The sequence below is a fragment of the Microbispora sitophila genome, assembly GCF_014892245.1.
Taxonomy (GTDB): domain Bacteria; phylum Actinomycetota; class Actinomycetes; order Streptosporangiales; family Streptosporangiaceae; genus Microbispora; species Microbispora siamensis.
The window spans coordinates 86,826-103,067 of sequence record NZ_JADBGC010000030.1 but is presented as its reverse complement, the minus strand read 5'-3'; the positions used below and the strand labels follow the sequence as shown (position 1 = coordinate 103,067).

17 protein-coding genes are annotated in these 16,242 nt (G+C 69.6%); 12 read left to right on the top strand and 5 right to left on the bottom strand.

Going from position 1 to position 16,242, the window contains the following annotated elements; genetic code table 11:
* Window positions 1-90: 90 nt before the first annotated feature.
* A complete protein-coding gene (locus IL992_RS38855; protein ID WP_193208300.1) occupies window positions 91-564 on the bottom strand; it encodes a MarR family winged helix-turn-helix transcriptional regulator in 474 nt (157 codons plus the stop codon).
* Between the two features lie 57 nt (window positions 565-621).
* On the opposite strand from IL992_RS38855, the gene IL992_RS38850 reads away from it, so the two are divergent.
* Both IL992_RS38850 and IL992_RS38845 read left to right on the top strand, forming a co-directional pair.
* Window positions 622-1,398 (top strand): alpha/beta fold hydrolase, encoded by a 777-nt coding sequence (locus IL992_RS38850; protein WP_193208299.1) that lies wholly within the window; start codon window positions 622-624, stop codon window positions 1,396-1,398.
* Window positions 1,399-1,497: 99 nt separating this feature from the next.
* Window positions 1,498-1,962: a hypothetical protein gene (locus IL992_RS38845; protein ID WP_193208298.1), complete on the top strand. Its 465-nt coding sequence runs from the start codon at window positions 1,498-1,500 to the stop codon at window positions 1,960-1,962.
* Window positions 1,963-2,210: 248 nt separating this feature from the next.
* Here IL992_RS38845 and ligA read toward each other — a convergent pair whose 3' ends face one another.
* Window positions 2,211-4,304, bottom strand: coding sequence for an NAD-dependent DNA ligase LigA (ligA, locus tag IL992_RS38840; protein WP_193208297.1), 2,094 nt, complete (start codon window positions 4,302-4,304; stop codon window positions 2,211-2,213).
* A 194-nt stretch (window positions 4,305-4,498) separates the two neighbouring features.
* Here ligA and IL992_RS38835 point away from each other — a divergent pair, with 194 nt between their 5' ends.
* The 4 genes from IL992_RS38835 to IL992_RS38820 all read left to right on the top strand — a co-directional run bounded on the left by IL992_RS38835 (window position 4,499) and on the right by IL992_RS38820 (window position 8,794).
* Window positions 4,499-6,085 carry a serine/threonine protein kinase gene (locus tag IL992_RS38835; RefSeq protein WP_193208296.1) on the top strand — a complete coding sequence of 529 codons (1,587 nt, stop codon included), beginning with the start codon at window positions 4,499-4,501 and terminating at the stop codon, window positions 6,083-6,085.
* Between the two features lie 202 nt (window positions 6,086-6,287).
* On the top strand, window positions 6,288-6,764 hold the full coding sequence (locus IL992_RS38830; RefSeq protein ID WP_193208295.1) for a MarR family winged helix-turn-helix transcriptional regulator: 477 nt from the start codon (window positions 6,288-6,290) through the stop codon (window positions 6,762-6,764).
* Between the two features lie 110 nt (window positions 6,765-6,874).
* Window positions 6,875-7,798 (top strand): zinc-binding dehydrogenase, encoded by a 924-nt coding sequence (locus tag IL992_RS38825; RefSeq protein ID WP_319019100.1) that lies wholly within the window; start codon window positions 6,875-6,877, stop codon window positions 7,796-7,798.
* 87 nt (window positions 7,799-7,885) lie between these two features.
* Window positions 7,886-8,794: an NmrA family NAD(P)-binding protein gene (locus IL992_RS38820; RefSeq protein WP_193208293.1), complete on the top strand. Its 909-nt coding sequence runs from the start codon at window positions 7,886-7,888 to the stop codon at window positions 8,792-8,794.
* 404 nt (window positions 8,795-9,198) lie between these two features.
* Here IL992_RS38820 and IL992_RS38815 read toward each other — a convergent pair whose 3' ends face one another.
* Complete coding sequence (locus IL992_RS38815) at window positions 9,199-9,549, bottom strand: ArsR/SmtB family transcription factor (protein WP_193208292.1); 351 nt, start codon at window positions 9,547-9,549, stop codon at window positions 9,199-9,201.
* Between the two features lie 123 nt (window positions 9,550-9,672).
* On the opposite strand from IL992_RS38815, the gene IL992_RS38810 reads away from it, so the two are divergent.
* Both IL992_RS38810 and IL992_RS38805 read left to right on the top strand, forming a co-directional pair.
* On the top strand, window positions 9,673-10,860 hold the full coding sequence (locus IL992_RS38810) for an MFS transporter (protein ID WP_193208291.1): 1,188 nt from the start codon (window positions 9,673-9,675) through the stop codon (window positions 10,858-10,860).
* A 229-nt stretch (window positions 10,861-11,089) separates the two neighbouring features.
* Entirely contained in the window at window positions 11,090-11,401 is a 312-nt protein-coding gene (locus IL992_RS38805; protein ID WP_193208290.1) for a VOC family protein, read from the top strand.
* A gap of 177 nt (window positions 11,402-11,578) precedes the next feature.
* Here IL992_RS38805 and IL992_RS38800 read toward each other — a convergent pair whose 3' ends face one another.
* Window positions 11,579-12,430: an alpha/beta fold hydrolase gene (locus IL992_RS38800; protein WP_193208289.1), complete on the bottom strand. Its 852-nt coding sequence runs from the start codon at window positions 12,428-12,430 to the stop codon at window positions 11,579-11,581.
* Between the two features lie 158 nt (window positions 12,431-12,588).
* Between IL992_RS38800 and IL992_RS38795 the strand changes: the two genes are divergently transcribed.
* Entirely contained in the window at window positions 12,589-12,981 is a 393-nt protein-coding gene (locus IL992_RS38795; RefSeq protein ID WP_193208288.1) for a MarR family winged helix-turn-helix transcriptional regulator, read from the top strand.
* A complete protein-coding gene (locus IL992_RS38790; RefSeq protein ID WP_193208287.1) occupies window positions 12,978-13,547 on the top strand; it encodes a nitroreductase family protein in 570 nt (189 codons plus the stop codon). Before IL992_RS38795 ends, IL992_RS38790 begins: the two co-directional genes overlap by 4 nt.
* A 19-nt stretch (window positions 13,548-13,566) precedes the next feature.
* Here IL992_RS38790 and IL992_RS38785 read toward each other — a convergent pair whose 3' ends face one another.
* The gene (locus tag IL992_RS38785) at window positions 13,567-13,767 is read right to left on the bottom strand and encodes a hypothetical protein (protein WP_193208286.1); all 201 of its coding nucleotides are present in this window, start codon (window positions 13,765-13,767) and stop codon (window positions 13,567-13,569) included.
* A 310-nt stretch (window positions 13,768-14,077) separates the two neighbouring features.
* On the opposite strand from IL992_RS38785, the gene IL992_RS38780 reads away from it, so the two are divergent.
* On the top strand, window positions 14,078-14,938 hold the full coding sequence (locus IL992_RS38780) for an alkaline phosphatase family protein (RefSeq protein ID WP_193208285.1): 861 nt from the start codon (window positions 14,078-14,080) through the stop codon (window positions 14,936-14,938).
* Between the two features lie 100 nt (window positions 14,939-15,038).
* Complete coding sequence (locus IL992_RS38775; RefSeq protein ID WP_319019099.1) at window positions 15,039-16,223, top strand: MFS transporter; 1,185 nt, start codon at window positions 15,039-15,041, stop codon at window positions 16,221-16,223.
* The last annotated feature ends 19 nt before the right edge of the window (window positions 16,224-16,242 follow it).

Below are 16,242 nucleotides of genomic sequence, written 5' to 3'. Positions count from 1 at the left end.
GTACCGCCCGGCCATGGGTTAGGGCGAGTGCGGCGAGATCGGATTCCCCGCGCAAGACCTGAGAAGATGCCGCTCCTCGTCCCGTCCGGCTCATTCGATTTCGACGTTGTCCAGGGACTGCAGCAGGCGTGAGAGGACCCGGATGCAGGCGTCGACGTCGGCACTCGACAGGTCGCCGCCGACCCGGCGGAACACCGCGCGCTCGCGGTCGACCACGGCTGTGATAGCGGTCCGGCCCTCCTGGGTCAGCCGGATGAGCGAGGACCTCTTGTGCGCCGGATTGGGGACGAACTCGACCAGGCCCCGCGCGGCCGCGTCGTTGATCATGCGCTGGACGAACTGGCGGCTCAACGCCTGGTCCCGTCCCATCTGAGGGACGGTCATCGGGCCGCGCTCGCGGAGCATGTTGAGCACGGCCCGCATCCCTACCGACAGCCCCTCGATGGTCGTGTCCTGCTCCACCTTCCGGAAGGCACGTCGGTACAGCGGTCCAACAAGGTCGAACACCTCGGCGAGCCGGTCGGCGAGTTCTTCTGACGCCAGGCTACGTTCACTCTCACTCACCTCACCATCATGACACCTGGGTTGTCATTACCGGCAAACAATGACACCTTGGTTGTCATGAACGGTATGTACTGGCTCGACACCGGCACGGGCCGGCCCCTCGTCCTGCTGCACGGCGGCTTCCTGGACCACACCATGTGGGATGACCAGATCAAGATCCTCGCCGCGCACCACCGCGTCATCGCGCCCGACGCCCGCGGCCACGGCCGCTCCGCCAACCCCACCGAGCCGTACCGGCTCACCGACGACCTCGCCGCGCTGCTGCGCCACCTGGACACCGGGCCCGCGATCCTGGTGGGAATCTCCATGGGCGCGAGCACCGCGGTCGACACCGCGCTGGAGCACCCGGAATTGGTCAGCGCCGTAGTCATCAGCGGCGCCGGCACCAGCGAGCCGTACTTCACCGACCCCTGGACCACCCAGGTCCTGGCCACGTGGCACTCGGCCATGGCGGCCGGCGACCTGGAGGCCTCGATCGAAGCGTTTATGCTCTTCGCCGCAGGCCCGCACCGCGGCCTCGGCGATGTCGACCCCGGCATCACCGGCCGCCTACGCCGGATGGCCAGGGCCACCATGTCCAAGCACACCGCCGGAGAGGCCGGCCCGCTCGTCCCCGTACGCGACACCTGGGACCGCGTCGCCAAGATCGACGTTCCCGTGCCGGCCATCAACGGCGCCATCGACTCCCCCGACCACATAGGCATGGCCGAACGTCTCACCAGCACCGTCGCCAACGGCCGCGCGATCTCGATCGACGGGACCGCCCACTACCCCAATATGGAGCGCCCGAACGTCTTCAACGACATACTCGAAGCCTTCGTCCGCACCGTGTGACCACGCCATGAGCGCTAGCCGGTCAGAAGCTTGAAGGTCGTTGAGGCACGTCAGGCAATTAGGCTGACCGCGATCGCCCGCGACGGTGAAGGACTGCTCATGACCATCGACCCAACGATGACCCGGATCGCCCAGGGGGTGGACTTGCATCACCACCAAGGTCAGCGTGAAGCCGCTCGCGACTTGTTCACGCAGATCTGGGACGACATCGGCGGTGAGCAAGGCGACCCGCTGCATGTTTGCGTCCTTGCCCACTCGATGGCCGACGTGCAGGACGACGTGCACCAGGAGCTGATATGGGATCTGCGAGCGCTTGCCGCCGCCGATCTCGTCACCGATGAGCGGGTAGCCCAGGCTGGAGTGCCACTCACAGTGGCCGGCTTGTATCCGTCGTTGCACCTGAACTTGAGTGAGTGCTATCGCAAGCTGGGCGATCTCGGCCGCGCCCGTGAGCACCTCCGGCAGGCGCGGGCCAAGATCGGCGCGCTTGGCGACGACGAGTACGGGCAGCTCATCAGGGGCGGCCTCGAGCGGCTGGCCGAACAGTTGGGCGAGGTCACCTGACTGCGCCCCGGCGAATTCTCCGCACCAGCGCCACCTCATCCCGCGAAGAACATCAGTGCTCTCACCGCAAGCCCTCCGGCGCTTCTACTTCACAGTGACGTCGGTGGTTGACGGCCAGTCGCTCCAAGGCGGCGTCCGAAGAGGTCCGGTCCGACCACGCCGGGTCAGACCGGACACCATCAGACCTCTCGCCTGAGCTTGCTCGTCTCGCCCGTCGGATGTGGCTACACGCGGACGAACCGGGTCGCCTACAACAGCTGCGCGACCATCTCGGCGAACTCCTCCGGGGAGACGATCCGCACGCCGAGGGATTCGGCCTTCGCCCGCTTGGACCCCGCGTTCTCTCCCGCGACGACCAACGAGGTCTTCGCCGAAACGCTGGACGACGCCCGGCCTCCGGCCTGTTCGATGAGCTCGTTCATCTGGTTGCGCGACAATGCTGCCAGCCGCCCGCTCATCCCGCCCGTGACCACGACCGTCATTCCGGTCAGTGGCAGAGCACCCGGCTCGTCGCCACCCGATGTGGGGGTGGCCGTGCCGCCCTCGTCAGCGGCCACCGCCGCCACACCGGGCTCGACCATGTTCACCTCGGCGCGGACGAGCTTGTCGATGAGGTCGCTCAGCTCGGCCAGCTCGGCGACAATCACTGGCGCCTTCTCCGGGCCGATGCCGTCGACCTTCTGGAACCCCTCGGCGTCGGCCGCACGGACGGCCTCCATGGTGCCGAAGTGCCGGGCGATGCGGCGGCTCATCGAGCGCCCCGTCCCCCTGACCCCGAGCGCGCAGAACACCCGGCTCAGCGGTCTGGTCTTGGCCCTGTCGATGGCGGCCAGGAGGTTGTCCGTGGACACCTCCCCCATCCGTTCCAGGCCCAGTAGCTGCTCGCGTGTGAGGAAGAACAGGTCGCCGAAGTCGGTGATCAACCCGGCGTCCAGCATCTGCTGGACGCGGTTGTCGGCCAGCCCCTCCACGTCCAATTGGTCGCGGCCGACCGCGTACCGGATCGAGGCGATCGCGCGGCAGTTCCGGCCTCGCACGCACCTCCACCGCTCCTGCGACGTGTCGATCTCACCGCCGCAGGTCGGGCACACCTCCGGGAACACGATGGGCTGCTCGTCGCCGGTGCGCAGGTGCACCACCGGGGACTCCACCCGCGGGATCACGTCACCGGCCTTGTAGACGACGACGCTGTCCCTCAGCATGAGCCCACGGCGCTTGATGTCGGAGGGATTGTGCAGCGTCGCGTACGTCACGACGGAGCCGTCCAGCTCCACCGGCTCCAGAACCGCCCGCGGGGCGATCACACCGGTCCGGCCGGTGTTCCACTCCACCGTGAGCAGCTTCGTGATCTTCTGCACGGCGGGCAGCTTGTACGCGATCGCCCACCGCGGCGCCCGCGAGCTGAACCCGGCCTGCGCCTGATCCGCCGCGTCATTCGCCTTGATCACGATGCCGTCGATCCCGAACGGCAGCTCCGGCCGCGCGGCCGCGATCTCCTCGACCCGCTGCTGCACCTGCTCCACAGTCGTCGCCACGATCCCGGCGACCGCGGTCCCGGCTGTGGTCTGCACCCCCTGCCCGGCAACCCAGTCCATCACCTGGCTGTGCGGCAACTCCCGGAGCCGCCTGGCGAGGTCGGACGTGTCATCAGGCAGCGGCAGCGCGCCGTACCCGAAGAACGTCAGCTCACACACGTACGGCCGGTCCTGCGCCCTCAGCGTGCCCGCGGCGGCACTGCGCGGGTTCGCGAACGTGGTGCCGTCATGCGCCTGCCGTTTCGCGCACGCCTCCTCGAACTGCCGGGCGGTCATCATCACCTCGCCACGCAGCTCCATGGTGACCGGGTCGGCCAGCCGCTCGGGCAGGCCGACGATCGTGCCGATCGCGTGTGAGACGTCCTCGCCTGCTGTTCCGTCGCCGCGGGTGACCAGTTGGACGAGGCGGCCGGCCCGGTAGCGGGCGGCGATCGCCAGCCCGTCCAACTTCGGCTCCACGGACCATGCGGTTACCGGACGGCCGAGGCGGCGTTCCAGCGAGGATGCCCAGCCGGCCAGCTCCTCAGGCCCGAACACGTTGTCCAAGCTGAGCATGGGCACCGTGTGCGGGACATCACCCACGACCGCGCCACCCGCGACCTTGCCCGTCGGCGAGGCATCGAGAACCTGCTCGGGGTGGGCCTCCTCGTAGGCGGCGATGCCACGGACGAGCCTGTCGTAGGCGTCGTCGTCCAGTGGGGAGGTGCCGTCACCGTAGTAGGCCGCGGCCGCGTCGGCCGCCAGCTGGACCGCCTCGGCGTAGGCGGTCTCATCGGGGATCGCGTCGATCGGGGGCGCTTCAGTCATGCGGCCATCGTGCCGGGCGGCACCGACAAAGACGTCCGTCGCCGTGCGTCGGCCTCCGGGACGACGGTCGGCGACGTCCCGGAGGTCTGCGAGCAGCTCTGAGCGACATGGCGCGGCGGGCTCGCCTCCATGGTCGGCGTCCGGCTACTGCGAGGCGTATCGCACACCGCCCCTCGTCGCTAGGGTTCGGTGCCATGGTCACCCCCCTGGAGCCCGACGACCCGCGCGTGCTGGGTGAGTTCACACTGAACGGACGGCTCGGCGAGGGCGGGCAGGGGGTGGTGTTCCTCGGCCGGTCGCCCCGCGGCGAACCGGTCGCGGTCAAGGTGCTCAAGTCGGGGCTCGACGCGTCGGTGAAGGAGCGGCTGGTCCGCGAGCTCGACGCGATGCGCGGAGTCGCGCCCTTCTGCACCGCCCGGGTGCTGACCGCCGTGGTCGATGGGCGGATGCCGTACGTGGTGAGCGAGTTCATCGACGGACCGTCTCTGCAGCAGCGGGTCGCTTCCGGAGGTCCGCTGCGGGGCGGCGAGTTGGAACGCCTCGCGGTCGGCACGGCCACGGCGCTGGCGGCCATTCACGCGGCCGGGATCGTGCACCGGGACTTCAAACCGGCCAACGTGTTGCTGGGGCCGGACGCCCCCCGAGTGGTGGACTTCGGCATCGCCAGGCACAGCGCGAGTGACACGATCACGGCGGGCCCGGTCGGCACCCCGGCCTACCTGGCTCCCGAGCAGATCGCCGGGGAGCCGGCCACCCCCGCCTCCGACGTGTTCGCCTGGGGAGCCACGATCGTCTTCGCCGCCACGGGCCGCCCGGCCTTCGGCGCCGCCAGCGTCCCCGCCGTCATGCACCGGATCCTGACCGCCGAGCCCGACGCCTCGGCACTGCCCCGATCGCTGCGGGGGGTGGTCGAACGGTGCCTCGCCAAGGATCCCGCCCGCCGGCCGACCTCCCGCGACCTGCTGCTGGAACTCGTCGGGTCCGCCCCCGACCCGCTGCAGGCGGGCGCGGCCGCGGCGACCACCAGGCCGAAAGGCGTACGGCAGGGCGGGACGACCGCGATTCTCCCGGCCTTCCCGGCTCCCGGTCCGGCCGGGACGATCCCGTCGGGCCCGGAGACCACCGGGGCGGGCGGCCGTCGGCAGGCTTCCCGTATCGGGATCGTCGCCGGGGCGGTGGCCGCCGTGGCAGCGGTGTCGGTCACCGCCGCTCTGCTGGGGCCGCGCCTGCTGTCCGGCGACACGACCGCCACCTCGCCGCACGTCGCCATGACGACGACCGTCTCGCACACCGCCGGCTCACCGGCACCGCCCGCCGACCCCACGCCGGGGGAAACCGTCACGGACGACACCGGCGCGACCCAGGCCGACACCGGCGCGGGGCAGGACGACACCGTGACGACGGACGACGCCGCGGGGGACGCCACAGCGACTCCGAATGCCACTCCCGTGCCGTCGACCACGCCGGGCGGGACGGTTCCGGCCGCGTTCGCCGGCACTTGGGGAGGCCATCTCGAGCCCGACCAGCTCGTGGGAACCAGCGAGACCGACGTCCAGATCGTGCTGGAGCCGGGCAGGCGCACGGGAAGCTGGAAGGACACCAACAGCTCATGCCGGGGAAGCCTGACGCTGACGCGCAGCTCCGGCACGGCACTCGTCTTCCGGCTGGACAGGTGCGCCGCGGGCAGGATCACGCTGATCCAGACCGGCGACGGGCTCGCCTACCGATGGGACGGCGACGACGGCGACGTCACCTTCCGGGGCCTCCTGATCAGGGACTGACCACTCCGCATGGAGGTCCTCGCTTCCGACGTGCTCGGCCGGGCCATCGAGCGCCACACCGCGGTCACCCGCCACCGCAGTCCACGGCGAAGCGGATGACGGCCATCCACGAGAAGGGCCGTGACCCTCTGCTGCATGGACCGTCGCGCCTTGCTATATAGTTGGTTTTGGCCAACCAACTAATCGGGGTGAGGGTGCCGGGATGGACGGTACGGCGGGGAACGGGGACGACCGGCTGCGGGAGGCCACCGATCGGGTGGCGGCGGCGCTGGCCACGGTGGGCAACTGGATGTTCGCCCCGGCGACGCGGCGACGGATCATGGCGGCCTCCGGGCTGGAGCTGTCGCTGGGGGACTACACGCTGCTCGCGCAGATCTCCCTGCACGCGCCGGTGCGGTTGTCGGTGCTGGCCGAGCAGATGGAGGTGGACAAGTCCACGCTCTCGCCCCCCGCCAAGCGCCTGAAGTCGCGCGGGTTCATCGAGCGGCAGCCTGACCCGGCCGACGCCCGGGCGAAGTTGGTGAGTGTCACACGAGAGGGCAAGCTCGCCATCCGCCAACTCTGGAAGGCCCGGACGGCCGCCGTCGCCGCCCTCATGGAGGGCTGGGAACCGTCCGACATCGAGCATCTCGCCGACGGTCTCGCCGCCTTCGCCGAGGCGATCAAGAAAGGCGCATGACTTCACCGCCGGTCCGTGGGACCGCGCGTCGCCGATTGAACGGAGTGAGCACCATGCGTGCTGTTGTGCTGCGTGAATTCGGGCCACCGGCCCGTCTGACCATCGGAGAGGTGCCCGAACCTCGGCCGGGGGCGGGGCAGGTCACCGTACGGGTGGCCGCCGTCGGCGTCCAGTTTCTGGAGACCCAGGTGCGCTCGGGAGTGATGCGCGGCGCGCTGGGCGGCGCGGGCCTGCCGATCGTTCTCGGCAAGGAGATCGTTGGAGAGGTCGCGGAGGTCGGCGCCGGATGTGATCCCGCTCTCGTCGGCACTCAGGTCCTTGCCAGCACCTCGGGGACGGGCGGGTACGCCGAAATGGCGGCCGTACCCGCCGATTCGCTCATCCCGATTCCGTCGGGGCTCGGCCTGCACGAGGCCGTCGCGCTCTACCGGTACGGGGCCACAGCCCAGGGCCTGATTCGTGCGGCACGGGTGGCCCCTGGTGATCGTGTGCTGGTTCAGGCCGCCGCCGGCGCCGTCGGCACGGTGTTGGTGCAGTTGCTCACGCGAGCGGGCGCGACGGTCGTCGGGGCGGCGCGTGGTGAACACAAGCTCGACCTCGTCGCCAGGCTTGGTGTCGGCCATGTCGTCGACTACTCGCTGCCCGGCTGGACCGATCGGGTCCGTGAGGCGGTGGGCGGTTCGGTGGAGGTGGTGTTCGACCACGTCGGCGGGACACTCGGACAGGAGGCGCTCGGGCTGCTCACCCCGGGCTCCGGCCGGCAGGTCGTGTTCGGCTTCTCCAGCGGCGCGCCGCTGGAGGCCGCGCCCATGAAGCTGATGGGCCGGGGCCTGACCGTCAGCGGATTCAGCGCGGGCCTCATCTGGAGCCGGCCCGCCTTCGCCCGCGAGTTGGTGACCGAGGTGCTCGACCTGGCCGCCGCCAGTCGGCTCACGCCGGTGATCGGCCAGCGGTTCCCTCTGGAGAAAGCAGCCGACGCGCACGCCGCCGTCGAGGCGCGCGACACGCTCGGCAAGACCCTGCTCATTCCCTGAGTCCTGTGCGGACCCCCAAAGACGCCCAAGAGCCGTTACCGGCCTGGGTGAAGTACCGATTTGTTTCCGAACAAGGAGCCGGTAGACGTGTCCACTTCCCCAAAGGTCTTCGTGGCCGGTGCCACGGGACTGCTCGGCAGTCAGATCATCAGCGCCCTTCTCGACCGGGGCGCGCCCGTCCGGGCCCTGGTGCGGCCCGGTGCCGACGCGGACAAGAAGACCGCGCTCACAGCGCTGCGGTCGCGCGGCCTGGAGGTGGTCGAAGGCGACATCACCGACCCGGCCGAGGCGCTGGCCGAGGCCGTCGGCGACGCCGCCACCGTCATCTCGGCCGTGCAAGGTGGCCCCGAGGTGATCGTGGACGGCCAAGCCAACCTGGCCCGCGCCGCCGCGAAGGCCGGTGCCCGCCGGTTCGTCCCCTCCGACTTCGCCATCGACGTGACCAAGCTGGAGGACGGCGACAACGTCATGATCGACTGGCGTCGCCGGGCCGCCGCCGAGTACGCCCACGCCGGTGTTGAGGTGATCTCCGTGCTCAACGGCGCGTTCTACGAAGTGATGGTCGGTTTCATGGGGCTGGTCGACTGGGATCGGGGCACCCTGTCGCACTGGGGCGACCCCGACCAGCCGCTCGACCTGACCTCCGTGCGCGATACCGCCGCCTACACCGCCGCCGTCGCTCTGGACCCGAAGGCCACCGGCACGCTGCGTTTCGCCGGTGAAGTGCTGTCGATGCGGCAGTTCCACGAGGCCGTCCAGCGTGGCTCGGGCCGCACCCTGGAGCTGCGGCACCTTGGCACCGCCGACGAGCTGCGCGCGGAGATCGAACGCCGAGCCGCTCGAACCCAGAACCCGTTCGACTATGTCGCCCTCCAGTACCAGTGGTGCATGGTGACCGGAAAGGCCAAATTCGACGCCCTCGACAACGACAGGTACCCACAGATCACGCCGGCTTCGGTGACCGACTTCGTCCGCGCGGCCGCACCCACGGCCTGATTGGCAGCAATACCAGGCCGGGGCAGGACCCGGTGTGAGACATGACAGGACGCTGGGCCGGAACCGCTCTGTTCCGGCCCAGCGTGCCGACGTGGGCGTTTCACGAGCGGACGATCGCCGCGCCTTCTCGTCCGCTTCCCCTTCTGGATCTGGCACGACGATCCATCTGGCTTTGGCGGCGGAGGTGGGTGCTACCGGCCCTGATCTTCTTGGCGCCGGGCGGGGTCGGTGGTGCGCTGAGGTCCAGGCGCTGGTCAGTGGTGCGGTGCGCGTGCGGGCGGCTGTCGTATGGGCAGGCTCGCGCGATGCTGGACGCCCATACCGCGCCACGGCGGGCCGGGCACCGGGGAGCGGGCTCGTCTGCGTCTATCGCACGTTGTGAGCGGGTGCCGGGGAGCCCGGGTCTACGGTGCCTCGACAGTGCCGGTGGTCGTGGTGTCGCGTGTTCGGCGCTGTGCGCTCAGTACAGAGTCGAGCAGGCCGGGGAACAGTGCGTCGAGGTCCTCTCGGCGCAGCCGTACCAGCCGGGATCGGCCCTGCAGCTTCGTCCACGTCACACCGGCCTCGCGCAGCACCCGGTAGTGGTGCGACAGCGTCGTCTGATGCACATCGATTTCGGCGCCGATCGCGTTGCAGAAGTCCTCGCCCATCTGGTCGAGCCGCAGGACGAGGTCCAGCCGTACCGGATCGGCCAGTGCGCGCAGCACCTCCACCAGCCGGATGGCCTCGGTCGCCGGTTGTGACACCTCACGCATCGCCGCCCCCTGTGTTCCGCACTCCGCCACGCTACCAACATATGGATACATGGACAACCATCCATGTATTGCCTAGGGTTTCTCCTCGGTACTTCTGAGCCTCTGGAAAGGTGGCACCACCCGGTGTTGAAACGACTTCTTCCGCTGGCCCTGGCGACCTTCGCCGTGGGCACCGACAGCTACGTCATCGCCGGCCTGCTCCCGGCCATCGCCACCGGCCTGCAGGTGTCCACTCCCGCCGCCGGGCAGTTGGTGACGGTGTTCGCCCTGGTGATGGCGCTGTCGGCGCCCGTCATGGGCGCCCTTACCGGTGGACTGGACAGGCGGACCGCGCTGCTGATCGCGTTGAGTATCTTCGTGGTCGGCAACGCTGTCACCGCCCTGGGCACCAGTTACGAGGTGGTGATGATCGCCCGTATCGTCACCGCTGTCGGGGCCGGAATGATCAACTCCGCCGCCTCCAGCACTGCGGGGGCCATCGCACCCCCGGAACGCCGAGGCAGGGCCCTGGCCTTCGTGTTGGGCGGCCTCACGTTGGCGACGGCATTGGGTCTTCCTCTCGGCACGCTGATCGGCCGTACCGACTGGCACATCACTCTGTGGGCCGTCGCCGGGATCGGCCTCGTCGCGACCCTCGGGATCGCCGCCGGCCTGCCCAAGGTGACGCTCCCCGCTGCCTCACTGGGCGACCGGCTGCGCCCGCTCAAGCAGGGCCGGGTCCTCGCGCTGCTGGCGGTCACCACGCTCGTCTTCCTCGGCACCTACACTCTCTACACCTACATCGGCCCGGCCCTACAGGATGCGACCGGCGGCTCAGAATCGCTGCTCGCCGTCATCCTGCTGGCCTGGGGAATCGGCGTCCTGGCCGGAAACATCATCGCCGGACGGCTGGTCGACCGGCACGACCCCGCGCACGTGTTGACCGGTCCCCTCACCATCGCCGCCGTCGCCCTTGCCCTCACCTCGGTGGCGACCGCCACGCTCGTGTCCACCCTGGCATGGGCCGCGATCTGGGGCGCGGCCCTGGGCGTCATCGTCGTGCCCCAACAGCACCGACTCGTCGCCCTCAGCCCAGCCGCAGCACCGGTTCTGCTCGGCCTCAACTCCTCAGCCGTCTACGTCGGGATAGCTCTTGGTGGCGGCCTGGGCGGACTGGCCCAGAAGTGGTTTGCGCTCGTGCCCGCCGCACTGGGGCTGCCGGCCGCCGGTGTCACGACCTTGGCGCTGCTCTACCACCTGAAAACCGCACGCCGCCATGCGCCCGCAGCACCTCAGCCGACTCCCTCCACCTCGGAGACGGCCGGGGCGTAACGCCCCTGCTGGACTCGCCACGAGCCCCGGCGCGTTGCCGGTTCCGGGGCTCGAACGCTACCCGTCTACTCAAGGCACGGGATTAACGGACGGAGCCCGCCGGGCATCTCCGGGAGTTGGAAGGAGCAGCGGCCCATCAGGTTGATGTGGTGCCGTGACACCCCTCATGCCCAAGGCTGTCAGTAACGATCGTGGTCCAACGGAGCAACACGCGCAGAAAAGGATCCCCATGCCGACCACCGCTACTCGCTTCACGCTGCTGGTTCTCTACACCGACCGGATGGAGGAGTGCCGCACCTTCTACAGTGCACTCGGCATCGGCTTCACACGGGAGCAACACGGGCACGGCCCGCAGCATTACGCCGCTGTTCTGCCTGACGACAGCGTCTTCGAACTTTATCCGGCCACTTCCGAGCGCCGAACCGGCGCCGTACGGCTCGGTTTCAGTGTTGACGGCGCCACCTGCGAGCCGCGACTGAAGCCCGGTCGACATCTCATGACCGATCCGGACGGCAGGGTGATCGAGATCTACGCGGTGTGATCACAACCGGCTCCTTGACACCGACATCCCGCTGTCGTGCCGGTAGCAAGCCGGCAACTCCCCCCGACGGCGGCACGGCATCCATCCGTCCAGCCCGTCGTACGCGTGTCGGGCTGGGCGCCACCGCAGCTGCGGCAGAGCTGTTCTCCGGGCTGACCCGAGCCCCGGCCGGTGAGTTCAGGCGCGGAGAAAGTGGGTGATCGCTTGCCATGTGCCGTCCGGGTTTTCTTCTGCGAGGTAATGGACGGCGTCGGGGACGAGCCCGACAGCGAGATCCTCGTTCCCGGCGGCTGAGAGTCCCGCTCGGTAGGCGTCGAGAGAGGTTGTGGTCATGCGCATGCCGTGTTCGCCGCGCAGGTAGAGCAACGGCGTTGCGCAGGCGTCGAGTGAACGGTTGTGGTCGCTGTCCGCGGCGAACGCGCGGTACATGTCGAAGCCTGACGTGAGGGCGGCCGGGGTGGCGTAGGCCTTGGCGTAGACGTGTTGCTGTTCCGTGGGGATGGGATGGTCGGGATGGGTGAGCGGGTCGAAGAAATGCCGGAAGTAGGTGTGTTCGCGACCGCTGACGAGGCTCTCTGGGAGATCAGGCGTGGCGTGGAACGCGAAGTGCCACAAGCGCGGGTTGGCCAGAACCTGGTTCCATGGGTCGACGCCGGGGATGACCGCGTCCAGGATGACCGCGCAAGAAGCATCGTCGTAGTGATGGACGTAGTCGTAGGCGATCATGCCCCCGATGTCATGCCCCACGAGCACCGCGTCTGTCGCGCCAAGGTTGGCGAGTGCCTGGTGAAGAACGGCGGCGATCTGATGCTTGGTCCCGTCGGTACGAACGCCGGCGGAGTCTCCGATACCGGGCAGATCGAAAGCGATCACCCGGTGCGTGTCCGCGGCGAGAGGAATGAGCCGGTCCCAGCATCGTCGAGTCTGAGGCCAGCCATGCAGCAGAACGAGCACCGGGGCGCGGAAGTCCCCAGCCTCGGTGTACGCCAACTCCCCGCGCGGCACTGTCACCGTTCGGCTCGACGTCATCGCCCACTCCCTCTCCGAGTCCTCTGCGCATGCACAGCGAAGATACTAGGGGTATCCAACAATCGGGGTATCCAAGCATTTGCTACTGTGGCGCCGTGTCGATACACCCTGAGTCCCTTCGCCAACAGCCCACGTTCCTCCTCGCGCGGGCGGCCACGATGGCCCGCCGGCTGTGCGGCGAGGCATTGGCAGAGGTCGGCCTCACGCAGGCTGAGCACGGGATTCTTGCCTGCCTCCGCGAATGCGGTCCCCTCATGCAGCGCGATGTCGCGGAACGACTCGCGCTCGATCCCGGCGACCTGGTCACGTACCTGGACAAGCTCGAAGCACTCGAGGCGATAAGCCGGACGCCCGACAAGAAGGACAGGAGGCGCCGCGTCATTGAACCGACGGCGCTCGGCAACGAGCTGCTCACCCGCGCTGACGACGCCCTCGCCACCGCCACCGCCCGTCTCCTGGATCCACTCGACCCCGCGGAGACCACCCACCTCATGGCGGTCTTGACGCGGCTGCTTGGCGCACACGACCCGGCCCACTGGTGTGAGATATGAACGCCCCACAGCTCACATCGGCGCTGCACGGGCGGTTCAGTCCTCTGCGCTTCGATCCCAACCATGTGCTGTCTGGCTCCGACGTGGAAACCCTGCTGGAGGCAGCCCGGTGGGCTCCGTCTGCCGGCAACGCTCAGCCCTGGTCGTTCCATCTGCGCCGCCGAGGAGAGGACGGACACGATCAACTTGTCGAACACCTCGCTGGAAGCTCGCGCCGATGGGCGCCTGCTGCCAGCGCGCTGGTCGTCAACATGGCTCGCCGCGAAGTCGACGACAGCGGCATGGTCTACTCGGAGTTCGCCGACTACGACCTTGGCCAGGCGGTGGCGCACATGACTGTGCAGGCCCACGCCATGGGCCTGGCCTGCAGGCAGTTCCGCGCCTTCGATCTCGAAGGGCTACACGACCAGCTCGGTGTCAGGCTCGGTTGGCACATCCTCACGATGACGGCCATCGGAGTTCCACTCCGGGACGACACGACACCCCCCGTACGAGAGCGCCGGAGCATCGCGGACCTACGCACCGCAGGTGTGGCATCTCCACGAGACTGGCATCCACTGGAGTAAGTAGGCCGAGTTCGGCCTCTCACGGCCCGACAGGGCTCCCGCTGCCGGTAGTGAGGTGCGGGCCTTGGTCTGAGACCAGCCGGTATGGTCGCTTCAGCAGATACGGCGGGGCGAGGTCCTTCGGGTGTGCCTCCACGCGTTGCATGGCTGCGTCCAGCGTGGGGCCCAAGGTGAGGGCGTAGAGGACGAACAGCGTGAGGATCACCCTGAGCGTATGCACGGCGCCTCAGCCTAGGACGATCTTCGATCTTCGGCTGAGGGAATCCACCTGGCCGGCCATGATGCGATCAGCGCGGCCGGCCGGGAGCAGGGGGGCCGCCGGCTCCTCGGTCCGCTCCTCGCGCTCGCCGGGACCGAGCTCACCGTACGGCGCCGACTGCTTGCAGGTCTGCCCCGCGAGGCGTCCCGGAAATCGGGCGACAAGGGGCTTCACTCACCGTTCGGCCAACCTTCACGTCGGGCGGGCGATCCGCGTCACGGGGCGTTCCTAGCCTGAGCTGGTCGCAGACACCCCCCTGTGGAGGACAGCCATGCCGTCCCGCCGGATCACCGCTCTCGCCGCCGCCTTCACGCTGTCCGCGGCCTCCCTGGGCCTGTGGGCCGCCGGAGGCTTCAGCGCCCAGGCGGCCACGTTGCCGACACCGGACCACACGGTGGTCGTGGTCTTCGAAAACCACGCCTACTCACAGATCATCGGCAGCTCCAGCGCCCCCTACATCAACTCCCTGAAGAGCGGCGGGGCCAACCTGACCGCCTTCTACGCCGAGACCCACCCCAGCCAGCCCAACTACTTCGCCATGTTCTCCGGGTCGACGCAGGGCATCACCGACGACTCCTGCTACACCCCCGGCTTCAGCTCCGCGCCCAACCTGGCGTCGGAGCTGATCGCCGCGGGCAAGAGCTGGGCCAGCTACAACGAGTCGCTGCCCAGCCAGGGCTCGACCACGTGCAGCAGCGGCAAGTACGCCCGCAAGCACAACCCCTGGTTCGGGTTCTCCAACGTGCCGACGTCCACCGCGTACACGTTCGCCCAGTTCCCCACCGACTTCACCAAGCTGCCGAAGGTGGCGTTCGTCGTCCCGAACCTGTGCAGCGACATGCACGACTGCTCGGTGTCGACCGGTGACACGTGGCTGAAGAACAACCTCGGCGCGTACGCGACCTGGGCCAAGACGCACAACAGCCTTCTCGTGGTCACCTTCGACGAGGACAACCGCCTGGCCGGCAACCGCATCGCCGCCGTCCTGTACGGCCAGCCGGTGCTCGCGGGGTCGTCCTCCGGCACGACCTACAACCACTACAACCTGCTGCGCACCCTCGAGGACATGTACGGCACCGGCCACGCGGGCAACGCGGCGTCGGCGTCGGCCATCTCCGGCATCTGGAACTGACCGCGTGTACCTCGCGGACAGTCGCGGCGCGCCCGCCGCCGTCCCGCAACGGGGACGGCGGTGGGCCGCGGTTCCGGGAACCGTGCTGGCACTCGGCGCGGTGAGCCTGATCACGGACGTGTCGGCGGAGATGATCACCGCCGTGCTGCCGCTCTACCTCGTCTCCGGGCTGGGGCTGTCCCCGCTCGGCTTCGGCGTGCTGGACGGCGTCTACAACGGGGTCGGCGCCCTGGTGAGGCTGGCCGGCGGCCAGCTCGCCGACGGTGGGGGCGGGCGGCACAAGGCGGTCGCCGTGGCCGGCTACGGCCTGTCGGCGCTGTGCAAGCCGTTGCTGCTGGTCGCCCACACCCTGCCGGTGATCGGCGCGGTGCTGGCCCTCGACCGTACGGGCAAGGGCCTGCGCACCGCCCCCAGGGACGCCCTCATCTCCCTGGCCACCCCACCCGAGCGCCGGGGGCAGGCGTTCGGCGTGCACCGGGCCATGGACACCGCCGGAGCCCTCTGCGGGCCCGTCCTCGCGTTCCTGGTGCTGGGGGTGGCGGCGGAGGGCTACGACGCCGTCTTCACGGTCAGTGCCTGCGTCGCCGCGCTGGGCGTGCTGGTGCTGGTGCTCTTCGTCCCCGGCCGTCCCGGCGGCGTGGGCACCGCCGGGAGTGCGACGCCCTCCGGCCCGCTCCGGGCACCCGCCCTCCTGCGGATGCCCGGCCTGCCACGGCTGGCGGCGTGCGCGGTGCTGCTGGGGCTGACGACGGTGAGCGACTCCTTCGTCTACCTGCTGCTGCAGCGCAGGTTCGAGGTGCCCGCGCAGTGGTTCCCGCTGCTCCCGCTCGGGACCGCGGCCGCCTTCCTGCTGCTGGCCGTACCCGCAGGCGCCGTCGCCGACCGGATCGGGCGGCGGAGGCTGTTCCTGCTCGGGCACCTGGCGCTGCTCGTCGCGTACGGGCTGGTGCTGGCCGTTCCCGGCGGGCCGCCGCCGGCGGTGGTGGCGGTGCTCGTGCTGCACGGGGCCTTCTACGCGGCGACCGACGGCGTGCTGGCGGCCGCGGTCGCCGGCGTCGTGCCGGACGCGATGAGGGCGAGAGGCCTGGCCCTGGTGGGCACCGGCCAGGCCCTCGCCCGGTTCGCCTGCTCGATCGGGTTCGGCGCCGCCTGGACGGCCTGGGGCGACGGCCCGGCGCTGGCCCTCGCGACGGCGGGGCTCGTGGTCTCCACCCCCATCGCGATCGCCGCACTCCGCCCCTTCTCGTGCCCCTCCACATGCCCCTCCCGGCATCGGACGACCTGACCGTGCGACGAGAAAGAAA

Excerpts from the sequence above, each read along its gene's own strand:
- IL992_RS38845 (WP_193208298.1), top strand. The coding sequence starts at position 1,498 with ATGACCATCGACCCAACGATGACCCGGATCGCCCAGGGGGTGGACTTG.
- IL992_RS38815 (WP_193208292.1), bottom strand. The coding sequence starts at position 9,549 with ATGCGTGAGGTGTCACAACCGGCGACCGAGGCCATCCGGCTGGTGGAG.
- IL992_RS38800 (WP_193208289.1), bottom strand. The coding sequence starts at position 12,430 with ATGACGTCGAGCCGAACGGTGACAGTGCCGCGCGGGGAGTTGGCGTAC.
- IL992_RS38830 (WP_193208295.1), top strand. The coding sequence starts at position 6,288 with ATGGACGGTACGGCGGGGAACGGGGACGACCGGCTGCGGGAGGCCACC.
- IL992_RS38795 (WP_193208288.1), top strand. The coding sequence starts at position 12,589 with ATGGCCCGCCGGCTGTGCGGCGAGGCATTGGCAGAGGTCGGCCTCACG.
- IL992_RS38790 (WP_193208287.1), top strand. The coding sequence starts at position 12,978 with ATGAACGCCCCACAGCTCACATCGGCGCTGCACGGGCGGTTCAGTCCT.
- IL992_RS38835 (WP_193208296.1), top strand. The coding sequence starts at position 4,499 with ATGGTCACCCCCCTGGAGCCCGACGACCCGCGCGTGCTGGGTGAGTTC.
- ligA (WP_193208297.1), bottom strand. The coding sequence starts at position 4,304 with ATGACTGAAGCGCCCCCGATCGACGCGATCCCCGATGAGACCGCCTAC.
- IL992_RS38780 (WP_193208285.1), top strand. The coding sequence starts at position 14,078 with ATGCCGTCCCGCCGGATCACCGCTCTCGCCGCCGCCTTCACGCTGTCC.
- IL992_RS38805 (WP_193208290.1), top strand. The coding sequence starts at position 11,090 with ATGCCGACCACCGCTACTCGCTTCACGCTGCTGGTTCTCTACACCGAC.
- IL992_RS38850 (WP_193208299.1), top strand. The coding sequence starts at position 622 with ATGAACGGTATGTACTGGCTCGACACCGGCACGGGCCGGCCCCTCGTC.